Here is a 13,130-nt window from a genome sequence, read left to right on the forward strand (position 1 = left end):
TAGGCAGTGTAATAAAAAAAGCCCCGGGGGTGAATCCTCCGGGGCTTAAAAGATTAAAAATTACACGACTTGCTGCGTCAGATCATGTTACCGGTAAAATAACCCTGACGGAGGAGTTGGCGATTACTCAAACTCGTTCCACGAACGACCATCGCGGGTGATCATCGCCACGGAGGCAACTGGCCCCCAGGTGCCCGCCTGGTAAGGTTTCGGCGAATCGCGATCGGCGGCCCAGGCTTCCGTGATGGAGTCGACCCACTTCCACGCCTCTTCCACTTCGTCGCGACGCACGAACAGCGCCTGGATACCGCGCATCGTTTCCAGCAGCAGACGCTCGTAGGCATCCGCCAGATGGGTTTGATTAAAGGTTTCCGAGTAGCTCAGGTCCAGCTTGGTGATCTGCAGGTTATGCTTGTGGTCTAGTCCCGGGACTTTGTTCAGCACCTGGATATCCACCCCTTCATCCGGCTGCAGACGAATGGTCAGCTTATTCTGCGGCAGCTCTTGCCAGGTCTCTTTGAACAGGTTCAGTTCCGGCGTCTTAAAGTAAACCACGACTTCGGAACATTTGGTCGGCAGTCGCTTACCGGTACGCAGGTAGAACGGTACGCCCGCCCAGCGCCAGTTGTCGATATCTACGCGGATGGCCACGAAGGTTTCAGTATGGCTGGACTTGTTGGCACCCTCTTCTTCGAGGTAGCCCGGCACTTTTTTACCCTGCGCGAAGCCGGCGGTGTACTGGCCGCGCACCGTTTTTTCACGCACGTTGGTGCGGTCAATGCGGCGCAGCGATTTCAGCACCTTCACTTTTTCATCGCGGATGCTATCGGCAGTCAAATCAGACGGCGGAGACATGGCGATCATGCACAGAATTTGCAGCAGGTGGTTCTGGATCATGTCGCGCATCTGCCCGGCCTGGTCGAAGTAGCCCCAGCGGCCCTCAATGCCCACCTCTTCCGCCACGGTGATCTCAACGTGATCGATGGTGCGGCTGTCCCAGTTATTGACGAACAGGGAGTTGGCAAAGCGCAGCGCCAGCAGGTTCAGCACCGTCTCTTTACCCAGATAGTGGTCGATGCGGTAGACCTGGCACTCTTCAAAGAACTCGCCTACCCGATCGTTGATCTCGCGGGAGGTTTCCAGGGAAGTCCCCAGCGGTTTTTCCATCACCACGCGCGCCGGTTTCGCGTTCAGCTTCGCTTCGCCCAGACCTTTGCAAATCGCGCCAAAGGTGCTTGGCGGCATGGCGAAATAGTTAATGGTCACCCGCTCTTTCTGATCGAGCATTTTGCCCAGGCGGGTAAACGCTTTGGTATCGTTGACATCAAGGTTACAGAAATCCAGACGCCCGCTCAGGGTCTCCCACAAACCTTCATCGATTTTTTCCTTCATGAAGGTTTCCATCGCTTCACGCACTACTTTGGTGTAAGCGTCTTTATCCCAGTCGGCACGGCCGACGCCGATGATGCGGGTGTCAGGATGGATCTGACCAGCTTTTTCGAGCTGATACAGGGAAGGCAGCAATTTACGTCGCGCCAGGTCACCCTTCGCGCCGAAAATGACCAGATCGCATGCCTGGGCCGTTTGCGTTACCGCCATGTCATTCTCCTTAGTTGATAGACTGGTGCTTGTGCCAGGCTATATTTGTAATTTTCTTTCACTGCATCGTACTGTGTTTACGAATTTCCCGAAACCCTCAGCGCCGGTTCCCGCTGCTAAATCGCACAGGGTGGAAAACAGGCGCTGAGATTTTGGGCATGCGGCTAATATTGTTCGTTGTTTCGACCGATTCTCAGTTGGTAAAATACGACTCTGATCATGTAATGAAAAAAAACAACATATTTTAAGGTCATTCCTCACCGTTTCCGACAACGGAGGGGTATATTCTTGCTAAAACGCCTGATGATTTCACCCATTAATGAAATCGCTTCCATTGATGAGCGCCCGATTACCCATGAACATGCTGGAAAAAATCCAGTCCCGGCTGGAACACCTTAGCAAATCTGAACGCAAAGTGGCGGAAGTCATCCTTGCAACCCCCGCACAGGCCATCCATTCAAGTATTGCCGCCCTGGCGCTGGAAGCCGGCGTCAGCGAGCCCACGGTTAACCGTTTCTGCCGCAGTCTGGAAACCCGCGGTTTCCCGGATTTTAAACTGCATCTGGCCCAAAGCCTGGCGCACGGTACCCTCTATGTTAACCGCAACGTCGATGAAGACGACAGCGTCGAGTCCTATACGGGAAAGATATTTGAATCCGCCATGGCCAGTTTAGATCAGGTCCATCATTCTCTCGATATGTCGGCGATTAATCGGGCGGTTGACCTGCTCACGCAGGCGAAGAAAATCGCCTTTTTTGGCCTGGGCTCTTCGGCCGCTGTCGCCCACGACGCAATGAACAAGTTTTTCCGCTTTAATGTACCGGTGATCTATTCCGACGACATCGTCCTGCAACGCATGAGCTGTATGAACTGTAATGACGATGACGTAGTGGTGATCATCTCGCACACCGGCAGGACCAAAAGCCTGGTGGAGCTGGCGCAGCTGGCCCGTGAAAACGATGCGATGGTGATCGCCATTACCTCCCCCGGTACGCCGCTTTCCCGTGAGGCAACGCTGGCTATTACCCTGGATGTGCCGGAAGATACCGATATCTATATGCCGATGGTTTCCCGCTTAGCGCAGCTGACGGTGATTGACGTACTGGCGACCGGCTTCACCCTGCGGCGGGGCGCAAAATTCAGAGATAACTTGAAGAGGGTCAAGGAAGCGCTCAAGGAATCGCGGTTTGATAAAGAGCTCAGCGTACACAGCAATAACCAATAAAAGTAGAAACAAAGCACTATCCTATTACACCGTCGGTATCGTTCCGGTATAGCGACTTTGCTCATCGGCGCTACCGAATCCATGTTCACGCAACACCAAAGATGTTTCAGTCAACGGAGTATTACATGTCCAGAAGGCTTCGCAGAACCAAAATCGTCACTACCTTAGGCCCGGCTACCGACCGCGATAACAACCTTGAGAAGGTTATTGCCGCAGGCGCTAACGTGGTGCGTATGAACTTCTCTCATGGCACCGCGGAAGATCATCAGATTCGCGCGGATAAAGTCCGTGAGATTGCGGCAAAACTGGGCCGTCATGTCGCGATTCTCGGTGATCTACAGGGGCCGAAAATCCGCGTCTCCACCTTCAAAGAAGGGAAAATTTTCCTCAATATCGGTGACAAATTCCTCCTCGACGCGAACCTGGGTAAAGGCGAAGGCGACAAAGAGAAAGTCGGCATCGACTATAAAGGACTCCCGGCTGACGTGGTTCCGGGCGATATCCTGCTGCTGGACGATGGCCGCGTGCAGCTGAAGGTCCTCGAAGTTCAGGGCATGAAGGTGTTCACCGAAGTCACCGTCGGCGGACCGTTGTCCAACAATAAGGGTATCAACAAACTCGGCGGCGGCCTCTCTGCAGAAGCGCTGACGGAAAAAGACAAAGCGGACATCGTCACCGCCGCCAAAATTGGCGTCGACTATCTGGCCGTCTCCTTCCCGCGCTGCGGCGAAGATCTGAACTACGCCCGTCGCCTGGCGCGCGATGCCGGCTGCGATGCCAAAATCGTCGCCAAGGTCGAGCGTGCCGAGGCGGTATGCGATCAGGACGCGATGGATGATGTGATCCTCGCCTCCGACGTTGTTATGGTGGCCCGCGGCGACCTCGGCGTAGAAATCGGCGATCCGGAGCTGGTCGGCATCCAGAAGGCGCTGATCCGCCGCGCCCGTCAGCTGAACCGCTCGGTCATCACCGCGACGCAGATGATGGAGTCGATGATCACCAACCCGATGCCAACCCGCGCTGAAGTCATGGACGTGGCGAACGCCGTGCTGGATGGAACCGACGCCGTGATGCTGTCGGCCGAAACCGCCGCTGGTCAGTATCCGTCTGAAACCGTTGCCGCGATGGCGCGCGTCTGCCTCGGTGCGGAAAAAATCCCTAGCCTCAACGTCTCCAAGCACCGTCTGGACATTCAGTTCGATAACGTGGAAGAAGCCATTGCTATGTCGGCCATGTACGCGGCGAACCACCTCAAGGGCGTCACCGCGATCATTACCATGACCGAATCCGGCCGCACCGCGCTGATGACTTCGCGCATCAGCTCCGGCCTGCCGATTTTCGCCTTGTCTCGCCACGAGCGCACGCTGAACCTGACTGCGCTGTATCGCGGCGTGACGCCGGTTCATTTCGATAGCGTCAATGATGGCGTAGCCGCTGCGCACGACGCGGTAACGCTGCTGCGTGACAAAGGCTATCTGGTGACCGGCGACCTGGTTATCGTCACTCAGGGCGATGTCATGAGCACCATCGGTAGCACCAACACCACCCGTATTCTGACCGTCGAGTAATTTTCTCCGCCATAAAAAAACCTGCCGGCAAATGCTGGCAGGTTTTTTTTCGCCGCTGACACCGATTATTTCTTTCGCGGGTACAGCTCTTTACGCTTATACGGCTCGATTTCACCCGGCTTGCGCGTTTTCAGCAATTTGAGGATCCAGGTGTACTGCTCGGTATGCGGCTTCACGAACACTTCCACTTCTTCGTTCATCCGCCGGGCGATAGTGGTATCGTCCGCCTCCAGCAGATCGTCCATCGGCGGGCGCACCAGCACCGTCAGACGATGCGTTTCGCCATCATAGACCGGGAATAGCGGTACGACGCGGGCACGGCACACTTTCATTAAACGGCCGATCGCCGGCAGCGTCGCTTTATAGGTGGCGAAGAAATCAACGAATTCGCTGTGCTCGGCGCCGTGATCCTGATCCGGCAGATAGTAGCCCCAGTAGCCCTGACGCACCGACTGAATAAACGGTTTGATCCCGTCGTTGCGCGCGTGCATACGTCCGCCGAAACGTCGGCGGACGGTATTCCAGACGTAATCAAAGACCGGGTTGCCCTGATTATGGAACATCGCCGCCATTTTTTGCCCGCCGGACGCCATCAGCATCGCCGGAATGTCCACTCCCCAGGCATGAGGAACCAGAAAGATCACTTTCTCGTTGTTCCTCTGCATCTCATCGATGATCTCTTTGCCCTGCCAGTCGACGCGGGAAAGAATGCGCTGCGGGTCGCGCAGGCCTAGTTCCGCCATCATGACCATCGCCTGCGGCGCGGAAGCGTACATGGCATCAATAATGTCTTCTCGTTCCTGCTCACTCTTTTCCGGGAAACAGTACAGCAGGTTAATCTGCGCGCGACGGCGCGAACTCTTTGCCAGGCGGCCCACAAAACGCCCCAGTTTGCCGAGAATAGGATCGCGGAAAGACGCTGGCGTCAGAGCGATACCGGCGAAGGCAAAAACCCCTAACCACGCGCCCCAGTAGCGCGGCAATAAAAAGGATTTTTCAAATTTTGGAATAAATTCAATATTATTTTTTTTCGTTTCCATGCCCAATCCGCAGACGTTCCGCTCAATAAAGATAATGAGTTAGTTTAGCGATACGTTGAGTAACGTACAAAAGAAAAAGCCGGCGCACAGCTGGCGCCGGCTTTAACTGATGGAAGGTTAGTCAAACCGCAGCTGCGGAATAACCTGTTTTGCCTGCGCCAGATAATCGGTACGGTCGGAACCGCTGAGCCCTTCCGTACGCGGCAGTTTCGCCGTCAGCGGGTTGACCGCCTGCTGGTTAATCCACACTTCATAATGCAGATGCGGGCCGGTAGAGCGGCCGGTGTTGCCCGACAGCGCAATGCGATCGCCGCGTTTGACCTTCTGCCCGGGTTTGACCAGCAGCTTACGCAGGTGCATATAGCGGGTGGTATAGGTGCGGCCATGGCGGACGGCGACGTAATAACCGGCCGCACCGCTACGTTTAGCCACCACCACTTCGCCATCCCCTACCGACAGCACCGGCGTGCCCTGCGGCATCGCAAAATCGACGCCGCGATGCGGGGCGACGCGGCCGGTCACCGGGTTCAGACGACGCGGGTTAAAGTTCGAAGAGACGCGGAACTGACGTGCGGTCGGGAAGCGCAGGAAACCCTTCGCCAGGCCGGTACCGTTGCGATCGTAGAATTTGCCATCCTCGGCGCGGATCGCGTAGTAGTCTTTGCCATCCGAGCGCAGGCGAACGCCAAGCAGCTGGCTTTGCTCGCGCTTACCGTCGAGCATTTCACGCGACATCAGTACGGAAAACTCATCGCCTTTTTTCAGCTTACGGAAGTCCATCTGCCACTGCATAGCTTTGATTACCGCGCTGATTTCGGTACTGGTCAGGCCGGCGTCACGAGCGCTGGCGACGAAGCTGCCGCCCACGGTACCTTTCAGTACGCTGTTGACCCAGTCGCCTTTTTGCAGCTCGCTGCTCATTTTGAAACCGTTAGCAACCCGGTCATAGGTACGGGTTTCGCGGCGTGACATCTCCCAGGTCAGGCTTTGCAAATCGCCATCCGCCGTCAGCGTCCAGGAGAGCTGTTGGCCTATTTTCAGATTACGCAGCTCTTTATCTACCGAAGAGAGCCGGGCGATATCGCCCATATCAATACCGTACTGATTAAGAATGCTGCTAAGCGTATCGCCGGTCGAGACCACATATTCATGGCCGCCGGAATCGCTGTCCGCTTTATCATCCAGCTCATCCTGAGGGATGGCCTCCTCTTCCTGAGGCGCCTGATCGATAGGTTCCGAGGCTTCTGGCAGCAGAGAACGAATTTCGCTTTGTTCCAGCTCGATGGTTCTGGAGATGGGGGCCGTTTCGGGATGGTGGTAGATGTAGGGTCGCCAGACGGCGACCGCTAAGGTAAGAACGCTAAGCGACCCCAGCATAACGCGGTGAGGTCGTGGCAGATTGTTAAATGCCTGAGTGACAGCGCGGGCTATCTGTTGCACGTATTCACTTCCTCGTTATTCTCCTTTCAGGCAGCTTGAATACTGATTCGCCATCTGGCTCAGGAATTGCGGATAACTCTCTTTACCCAGCTTAATTCCGATTCCAAGTGGATCCAGGGTTCCCATGCGCACGGACGTTCCCCTGGCAACAGCTTCTATAACCGCTGGCCTGAACTGTGGCTCAGCAAAAACGCAAGTTGCTTTTTGCTCAACCAGCTGTGTTCTGATTTCGTGTAAACGCTGCGCACCAGGCTGGATTTCAGGGTTGACAGTAAAATGACCTAAAGAGGTCAAACCGTAGTGTTTTTCAAAGTAGCCGTAGGCGTCATGAAAAACGAAATATCCCTTCCCTTTCAGCGGTGCCAGCTCGGTCCCAACCTGCTTGTCGGTTGCGGCTAATTTTGCCTCAAAATCCTTCAGGTTGGCGTCAAGTTTGGCTCGACTCTGCGGCATAAGTTCCAATAATTTATCGTGGATTGCAACCGCCGAAAGGCGCGCTATCTCTGGGGAAAGCCATAGATGCATGTTATAGATGCCGTGATGGTGATCGTCGTCACTATTTTCCCCGGCGCCATGATCGTGACCGTGGTGGTCATCGTCGTCGTCGGTGCCTTTCATGAGTAACGGTTTCACGCCGTCAAGCTCGGCAATCGTCACCTTTTTGTTCGGCGCAATGCTTTGCGTTGACTTATCCATAAACGCCTCCATCTCCGGACCAATCCAGACGACTAAGTCTGCGTTCTGTAAGCGTTTTGCATCCGACGGGCGCAGTGAATAATCGTGCTCCGACGCCCCGTCTGGCAGCAGTACCTGGGTCTCCGTTACCCCATCAGCAATAGCTGATGCGATAAAGCCAAGCGGTTTAAGGGAGGTGACAACCGCGGCGCTTGCCAGCGGTGCATGTGCGAACAAAAAAGCGGCGCTAAGTCCAGCGCAAAGAAGCGTATTTTTATGTAACATAATGCGTCTAATCATCGTAATGAATGAGAAAGATGTGATATTATAACATTCACTAGCTTGTGCAACCTCTAATTTGATATGACAAATCTTGTAACGCTGGAAAACGTCGCGGTCGTGTATGGCCAAAGGCGCGTGCTGTCTGACATTTCGCTAACGCTAAAGCCGGGCAAAATTTTAACCCTACTGGGCCCCAACGGCGCCGGTAAATCAACCCTTGTCAGAGTCGTTCTTGGGCTGGTAGCACCTACGGAAGGGGTTATCAAACGCGAGGGACATCTGCGGATCGGCTATGTCCCGCAAAAGCTGCACCTTGATGCCACGATGCCGCTGACCGTAAGCCGCTTTATGCTTTTACGTCCGGGAACCCACAAGCGCGATATTTTACCGGCGCTGAAGCGCGTACAGGCCGGACATCTGATCGACGCCCCCATGCAGAAGCTTTCCGGCGGCGAGACCCAGCGGGTACTTCTGGCGCGGGCGCTGCTCAATCAGCCGCAGCTGCTGGTGCTCGACGAGCCAACGCAGGGCGTTGACGTCAACGGCCAGGTGGCGCTTTACGATCTGATTAACCAGCTGCGCCAGGAGCTTAATTGCGCCGTGCTGATGGTTTCTCATGACCTGCACCTTGTGATGGCCAAAACCGACGAAGTGCTGTGTCTCAATCAGCATATTTGCTGCTCTGGCGCGCCGGAAGTGGTTTCTATGCATCCGGAATTTATCTCGATGTTCGGCCAGCGCGGCGCGGAACAACTGGGTATTTATCGCCATCATCATAATCACCGCCACGACCTGCAGGGGCGGATTGTACTGCGTCGGGGAAATGACCGTTAATGATTGAATTACTGCTCCCCGGCTGGCTGGCCGGAATGATGCTCGCCTGTGCGGCGGGTCCGCTGGGATCGTTTGTCGTCTGGCGCCGGATGTCCTACTTCGGTGATACCCTGGCCCACGCATCTCTGCTCGGCGTCGCTTTTGGTTTACTGCTCAACGTCAATCCGTTCTATGCGGTCATCGCGGTGACGCTGCTGCTGGCGGGCGGGCTGGTATGGCTGGAAAAACGCCCCCATCTGGCGGTAGATACGCTACTCGGCATCATGGCCCACAGCGCGCTGTCTCTGGGCCTGGTGGTGGTCAGCCTGATGTCAAACGTGCGCGTCGACCTGATGGCCTATCTGTTTGGCGATCTGCTGGCGGTGACGCCGGAAGATTTGATATCTATCGCTATTGGCGTGGTTATCGTGCTGGCGATCCTGCTCTGGCAGTGGCGCAACCTGCTGTCGATGACCATCAGTCCGGATCTGGCGTTTGTTGACGGCGTTAAGCTCCAGCGGGTGAAACTGCTTCTGATGCTGGTCACCGCGCTGACCATCGGCGTGGCGATGAAGTTCGTCGGAGCGCTGATTATCACATCGCTGCTGATCATTCCCGCCGCAACGGCCCGTCGCTTTGCCCGTACGCCAGAGCAAATGGCGGGAGTGGCGGTTGGCGTTGGGATGATTGCGGTGACCGGCGGTTTGACCTTCTCGGCGTTCTACGACACGCCAGCGGGGCCTTCCGTGGTGCTGTGCGCCGCGCTGCTGTTTATTATCAGCATGAGCAAGAAAGCGGCCGCCTGACGCTTATGCGCCCGCGTCAGCCGCCGTCAAAACTCGGCAGATTGCGATGGGATCACCGCCGTCTGCGGACGTTGTAGCCCGGCGAAGGCGTTCACGCCGCAAGCCGGGACATCAACCACTCAGCTATTTTCCCGGCTTGCGCTCCGCTTGGCCGGGGTACCGGCCCCTGCGGTCTGCTGTTTTATCGCCGGACAACGATTAAGGCATTTCCGGCGGCGTAATGCCGAAGTGGGTCCAGGCCCGCACCGTCGCCATTCGCCCGCGCGGAGTACGCTGTAAAAAGCCCTGCTGGATCAGATACGGCTCGAGCACATCTTCAATCGTTTCCCGCTCTTCGCCGATGGCCGCCGCCAGGTTATCCAGCCCGACCGGCCCGCCAAAGAATTTATCGATGACCGCCAGCAGCAGCTTACGGTCCATATAATCGAAGCCTTCCGCATCCACGTTGAGCATATCCAGCGCCTGAGCGGCAATATCCTCAGAGATACGCCCGTCGTAGCGAACCTCGGCAAAATCGCGCACCCGGCGCAGCAGGCGGTTGGCGATTCGCGGCGTGCCGCGCGCGCGACGCGCGACCTCCAGAGCCCCCTCTTCGCTCATCTCCAGCCCCATATAGCGGGCGCTGCGGCTGACAATATGCTGCAGGTCCGGGATCTGATAGAACTCCAGGCGCTGAACGATGCCAAAACGGTCGCGCAGCGGCGAAGTCAATGAACCTGCGCGAGTTGTCGCGCCAATCAGGGTAAACGGCGGCAGATCGATTTTTATCGAACGCGCCGCGGGCCCTTCGCCAATCATGATATCCAGCTGATAATCTTCCATTGCCGGATAGAGAACTTCTTCAACAACCGGTGACAGACGGTGGATCTCGTCGATAAACAGAACGTCGTGGGGTTCAAGATTGGTCAACATCGCCGCCAGATCGCCCGCCTTTTCCAGCACCGGGCCGGAGGTGGTGCGCAGGTTGACACCCATCTCGTTGGCGACGATGTTTGCCAGGGTGGTTTTCCCCAGCCCCGGCGGGCCAAAAATCAGCAGGTGATCGAGCGCGTCGCCGCGCAGCTTCGCCGCCTGGATAAAAATTTCCATCTGCGAACGGACGTGCGGCTGGCCCACGTACTCTTGCAGCAATTTAGGGCGAATGGCGCGATCGGCTGCCTCTTCAAAACCGCTGCTGTCCGCCGATACCAGCCTGTCTGCTTCAATCATCCCTTACCTCACAACGCGGCGCGGAGCGCTTCGCGAATTAGCGTTTCACTGTTGGCATCCGGGCGCACGATTTTGCTGACCATCCGGCTGGCCTCCTGAGGTTTATAGCCCAGCGCCACCAGCGCGGCAACCGCTTCCTGTTCAGCATCATCATCAGAAGGACCGGCTGGAGACGTCAGCACCAGATCCGCCGCCGGCGTAAACAGATCGCCGTGCAGCCCTTTAAAGCGGTCTTTCATTTCGACAATCAGGCGTTCCGCGGTTTTCTTGCCGATTCCCGGCAGCTTCACCAGCGCCGCCAGCTCCTCACGCTCAACGGCATTCACAAACTGCTGCGCCGACATGCCGGAAAGGATCGCCAGCGCCAGCTTCGGACCGACGCCGTTGGTTTTAATCAGCTCTTTAAACAGCGTGCGCTCCTGCTTGTTGTTAAAGCCATACAGCAGCTGAGCGTCTTCGCGGACGATAAAGTGGGTAAAAATGATCGCCTCTTTGCCCACGTCCGGCAGCTCGTAGAAACAGGTCATCGGCAGATGAACCTCATAGCCTACGCCTCCCGTTTCGAGTAAAACCAGCGGGGGTTGTTTTTCGAGAATGATGCCTCTGAGTCTGCCTATCACGTGGAGCTCCTGGATTAAGGGCTGAAAGTCTAATGCGGTATCATAAAAAAAGGCTGGATAGATATCCAGCCTGATTTCAGGTTATCGTAAGCGTCCACGCGCCAGATTCAGGCGGCTTTCGCTGATCTGGGCGGCGTTCTGGCTGACGTGGCAGTGGGTGATGGCGATGGCTAAAGCATCCGCCGCATCCGCCTGCGGGTTGGCCGGCAGCTTGAGCAAGGTGCGCACCATATGCTGCACCTGGCTCTTTTCCGCGCTGCCGATGCCGACAACGGTCTGCTTTACCTGCCTGGCGGCGTACTCAAAGACCGGCAGGTCCTGATTCGTCGCCGCGACAATCGCCACGCCGCGCGCCTGGCCGAGCTTCAGCGCCGAGTCGGCGTTCTTGGCCATAAACACTTGTTCGATGGCGAAATAGTCCGGTTGGAACTGGGTAATAATTTCCGTGACGCCCGCATAGATGAGCTTCAGGCGAGACGGTAAATCATCCACTTTCGTGCGAATACAGCCGCTGCCCAGATAGCTGAGCTGGCGTCCAACCTGGCGGATGACGCCATAACCAGTGACGCGCGACCCCGGGTCAATGCCGAGAATAATGGCCATCACGCGCCTCCGGTTAGTGGTTTAACGGTCGGCAACATTAGAGCGTTGCGGCGACCTCATCAGAGATCTCGCCGTTGTGATAAACTTCCTGCACGTCGTCGCAATCTTCCAGCATATCGATCAGACGCAGCAGTTTCGGCGCAGTTTCCGCGTCCATGTCCGCTTTGGTTGACGGGATCATCGAGACTTCAGCGGCGTCCGCTTTCAGGCCGGCGGCTTCCAGCGCATCGCGTACCGCGCCCATCTCTTCCCACGCGGTATAAACGTCAATCGCGCCGTCGTCATAGGTCACAACGTCTTCCGCGCCCGCTTCCAGCGCCGCTTCCATGATCGCATCTTCGTCGCCTTTCTCGAAGGAGATAACGCCTTTTTTGCTGAACAGGTAGGAAACGGAACCGTCGGTCCCCAGGTTACCGCCGGTTTTGGTGAAGGCATGACGGACTTCCGCAACGGTACGGTTACGGTTGTCGGACAGACATTCAACCATCACCGCCGTGCCGCCAGGACCGTAACCTTCATAGATGATGGTTTCCATGTTCGCATCATCATCGCCGCCCACGCCGCGGGCAATAGCGCGGTTCAGGGTGTCGCGGGTCATGTTGTTGCTCAGCGCTTTGTCGATTGCCGCGCGCAGACGCGGGTTAGATCCCGCATCGCCGCCGCCCAGACGCGCGGCGGTGACCAGCTCGCGAATAATTTTCGTAAAGATCTTACCGCGCTTGGCATCCTGTGCCGCTTTGCGGTGCTTGGTGTTGGCCCATTTACTATGACCTGCCATAAAAAACTCTCCAAAAAAGCGCGCCCTTTCAGGCGGCGTTAATTACAAATTCTTCAATCGCCTGCCGGTTGCTCCAGGACTTGGTCAACGTGGCGGCTTCCGCCGCATCAACCCAGCGATAGTCCAGATGTTCCGTAAAGACAATCTGGCGTTCATGGGGGAGCGCAAGACGGAACCAAAATTCCGTATTACGCTCAACGCCCGGCGCATAGCGATGACGTAAATGAGAAAATATCTCGAACTCTACCGTGCGCTGACAGTCAACCAACGCCAGCTGCTCGCTGGCGACATCAATGGCGACTTCTTCCATAACTTCACGCGCGGCAGCCTGCGGTGCGGTCTCTCCCTCCTCCAGGCTGCCGGTAACCGACTGCCAGAACGCGGGATCGTCGCGCCGCTGTAACATCAGCACCCGCTTCGTATCTTTGGCGTAAATCACCACCAGCACGGAAACGGGGAGCTTGAATGACAT

13 protein-coding genes are annotated in these 13,130 nt (G+C 56.5%); 4 read left to right on the forward strand and 9 right to left on the reverse strand.

Features of this window, described 5'->3' with window-relative positions; translation table 11 throughout:
- Nucleotides 1–123 precede the first annotated feature (123 nt).
- A complete protein-coding gene (gene zwf, locus KOSB73_RS19555) occupies nucleotides 124–1,599 on the reverse strand; it encodes a glucose-6-phosphate dehydrogenase (protein WP_004122041.1) in 1,476 nt (491 codons plus the stop codon).
- 319 nt (nucleotides 1,600–1,918) lie between these two features.
- Between zwf and KOSB73_RS19560 the strand changes: the two genes are divergently transcribed.
- Both KOSB73_RS19560 and pyk read left to right on the forward strand, forming a co-directional pair.
- Nucleotides 1,919–2,824, forward strand: a complete 906-nt coding sequence (locus KOSB73_RS19560) for a MurR/RpiR family transcriptional regulator (RefSeq protein ID WP_162685358.1) — start codon at nucleotides 1,919–1,921, stop codon at nucleotides 2,822–2,824.
- 125 nt (nucleotides 2,825–2,949) lie between these two features.
- Nucleotides 2,950–4,392: a pyruvate kinase gene (gene pyk, locus KOSB73_RS19565; RefSeq protein ID WP_004122043.1), complete on the forward strand. Its 1,443-nt coding sequence runs from the start codon at nucleotides 2,950–2,952 to the stop codon at nucleotides 4,390–4,392.
- Between the two features lie 65 nt (nucleotides 4,393–4,457).
- Here pyk and lpxM read toward each other — a convergent pair whose 3' ends face one another.
- From lpxM to znuA, 3 genes are all read right to left on the reverse strand, one after another.
- The gene (gene lpxM, locus KOSB73_RS19570; protein WP_024359874.1) at nucleotides 4,458–5,432 is read right to left on the reverse strand and encodes a lauroyl-Kdo(2)-lipid IV(A) myristoyltransferase; all 975 of its coding nucleotides are present in this window, start codon (nucleotides 5,430–5,432) and stop codon (nucleotides 4,458–4,460) included.
- A 117-nt stretch (nucleotides 5,433–5,549) separates the two neighbouring features.
- Nucleotides 5,550–6,872 (reverse strand): murein DD-endopeptidase MepM, encoded by a 1,323-nt coding sequence (gene mepM, locus KOSB73_RS19575; RefSeq protein ID WP_004134807.1) that lies wholly within the window; start codon nucleotides 6,870–6,872, stop codon nucleotides 5,550–5,552.
- 15 nt (nucleotides 6,873–6,887) lie between these two features.
- Nucleotides 6,888–7,832, reverse strand: a complete 945-nt coding sequence (znuA, locus tag KOSB73_RS19580; RefSeq protein WP_004122058.1) for a zinc ABC transporter substrate-binding protein ZnuA — start codon at nucleotides 7,830–7,832, stop codon at nucleotides 6,888–6,890.
- Between the two features lie 78 nt (nucleotides 7,833–7,910).
- Between znuA and znuC the strand changes: the two genes are divergently transcribed.
- The gene (gene znuC / locus KOSB73_RS19585; protein WP_024359876.1) at nucleotides 7,911–8,663 is read left to right on the forward strand and encodes a zinc ABC transporter ATP-binding protein ZnuC; all 753 of its coding nucleotides are present in this window, start codon (nucleotides 7,911–7,913) and stop codon (nucleotides 8,661–8,663) included.
- A complete protein-coding gene (znuB, locus tag KOSB73_RS19590; protein ID WP_024359877.1) occupies nucleotides 8,663–9,448 on the forward strand; it encodes a zinc ABC transporter permease subunit ZnuB in 786 nt (261 codons plus the stop codon). The genes znuC and znuB overlap by 1 nt, the downstream gene beginning before the upstream one ends.
- A 198-nt stretch (nucleotides 9,449–9,646) precedes the next feature.
- Here the strand turns inward: znuB and ruvB are convergent, their stop codons facing one another.
- The 5 genes from ruvB to nudB all read right to left on the reverse strand — a co-directional run bounded on the left by ruvB (nucleotide 9,647) and on the right by nudB (nucleotide 13,130).
- Complete coding sequence (ruvB, locus tag KOSB73_RS19595) at nucleotides 9,647–10,657, reverse strand: Holliday junction branch migration DNA helicase RuvB (protein ID WP_024359878.1); 1,011 nt, start codon at nucleotides 10,655–10,657, stop codon at nucleotides 9,647–9,649.
- Between the two features lie 8 nt (nucleotides 10,658–10,665).
- The gene (gene ruvA, locus KOSB73_RS19600; RefSeq protein ID WP_004103390.1) at nucleotides 10,666–11,277 is read right to left on the reverse strand and encodes a Holliday junction branch migration protein RuvA; all 612 of its coding nucleotides are present in this window, start codon (nucleotides 11,275–11,277) and stop codon (nucleotides 10,666–10,668) included.
- A gap of 81 nt (nucleotides 11,278–11,358) precedes the next feature.
- A complete protein-coding gene (gene ruvC / locus KOSB73_RS19605; protein ID WP_004113791.1) occupies nucleotides 11,359–11,880 on the reverse strand; it encodes a crossover junction endodeoxyribonuclease RuvC in 522 nt (173 codons plus the stop codon).
- A 37-nt stretch (nucleotides 11,881–11,917) separates the two neighbouring features.
- Entirely contained in the window at nucleotides 11,918–12,658 is a 741-nt protein-coding gene (locus tag KOSB73_RS19610; RefSeq protein ID WP_004122063.1) for a YebC/PmpR family DNA-binding transcriptional regulator, read from the reverse strand.
- Nucleotides 12,659–12,686: 28 nt separating this feature from the next.
- The gene (nudB, locus tag KOSB73_RS19615) at nucleotides 12,687–13,130 is read right to left on the reverse strand and encodes a dihydroneopterin triphosphate diphosphatase (protein WP_004122064.1); all 444 of its coding nucleotides are present in this window, start codon (nucleotides 13,128–13,130) and stop codon (nucleotides 12,687–12,689) included.

The organism is Klebsiella grimontii, assembly GCF_900200035.1.
GTDB lineage: Bacteria > Pseudomonadota > Gammaproteobacteria > Enterobacterales > Enterobacteriaceae > Klebsiella > Klebsiella grimontii.

Bases quoted from the DNA above. Each gene is read 5' to 3' on its own strand.
- zwf (WP_004122041.1), bottom strand. From the start codon at position 1,599: ATGGCGGTAACGCAAACGGCCCAGGCATGCGATCTGGTCATTTTCGGC.
- KOSB73_RS19560 (WP_162685358.1), top strand. From the start codon at position 1,919: ATGAAATCGCTTCCATTGATGAGCGCCCGATTACCCATGAACATGCTG.
- pyk (WP_004122043.1), top strand. From the start codon at position 2,950: ATGTCCAGAAGGCTTCGCAGAACCAAAATCGTCACTACCTTAGGCCCG.
- lpxM (WP_024359874.1), bottom strand. From the start codon at position 5,432: ATGGAAACGAAAAAAAATAATATTGAATTTATTCCAAAATTTGAAAAA.
- znuA (WP_004122058.1), bottom strand. From the start codon at position 7,832: ATGTTACATAAAAATACGCTTCTTTGCGCTGGACTTAGCGCCGCTTTT.
- znuC (WP_024359876.1), top strand. From the start codon at position 7,911: ATGACAAATCTTGTAACGCTGGAAAACGTCGCGGTCGTGTATGGCCAA.
- znuB (WP_024359877.1), top strand. From the start codon at position 8,663: ATGATTGAATTACTGCTCCCCGGCTGGCTGGCCGGAATGATGCTCGCC.
- ruvB (WP_024359878.1), bottom strand. From the start codon at position 10,657: ATGATTGAAGCAGACAGGCTGGTATCGGCGGACAGCAGCGGTTTTGAA.
- ruvC (WP_004113791.1), bottom strand. From the start codon at position 11,880: ATGGCCATTATTCTCGGCATTGACCCGGGGTCGCGCGTCACTGGTTAT.
- KOSB73_RS19610 (WP_004122063.1), bottom strand. From the start codon at position 12,658: ATGGCAGGTCATAGTAAATGGGCCAACACCAAGCACCGCAAAGCGGCA.
- nudB (WP_004122064.1), bottom strand. From the start codon at position 13,130: ATGTCATTCAAGCTCCCCGTTTCCGTGCTGGTGGTGATTTACGCCAAA.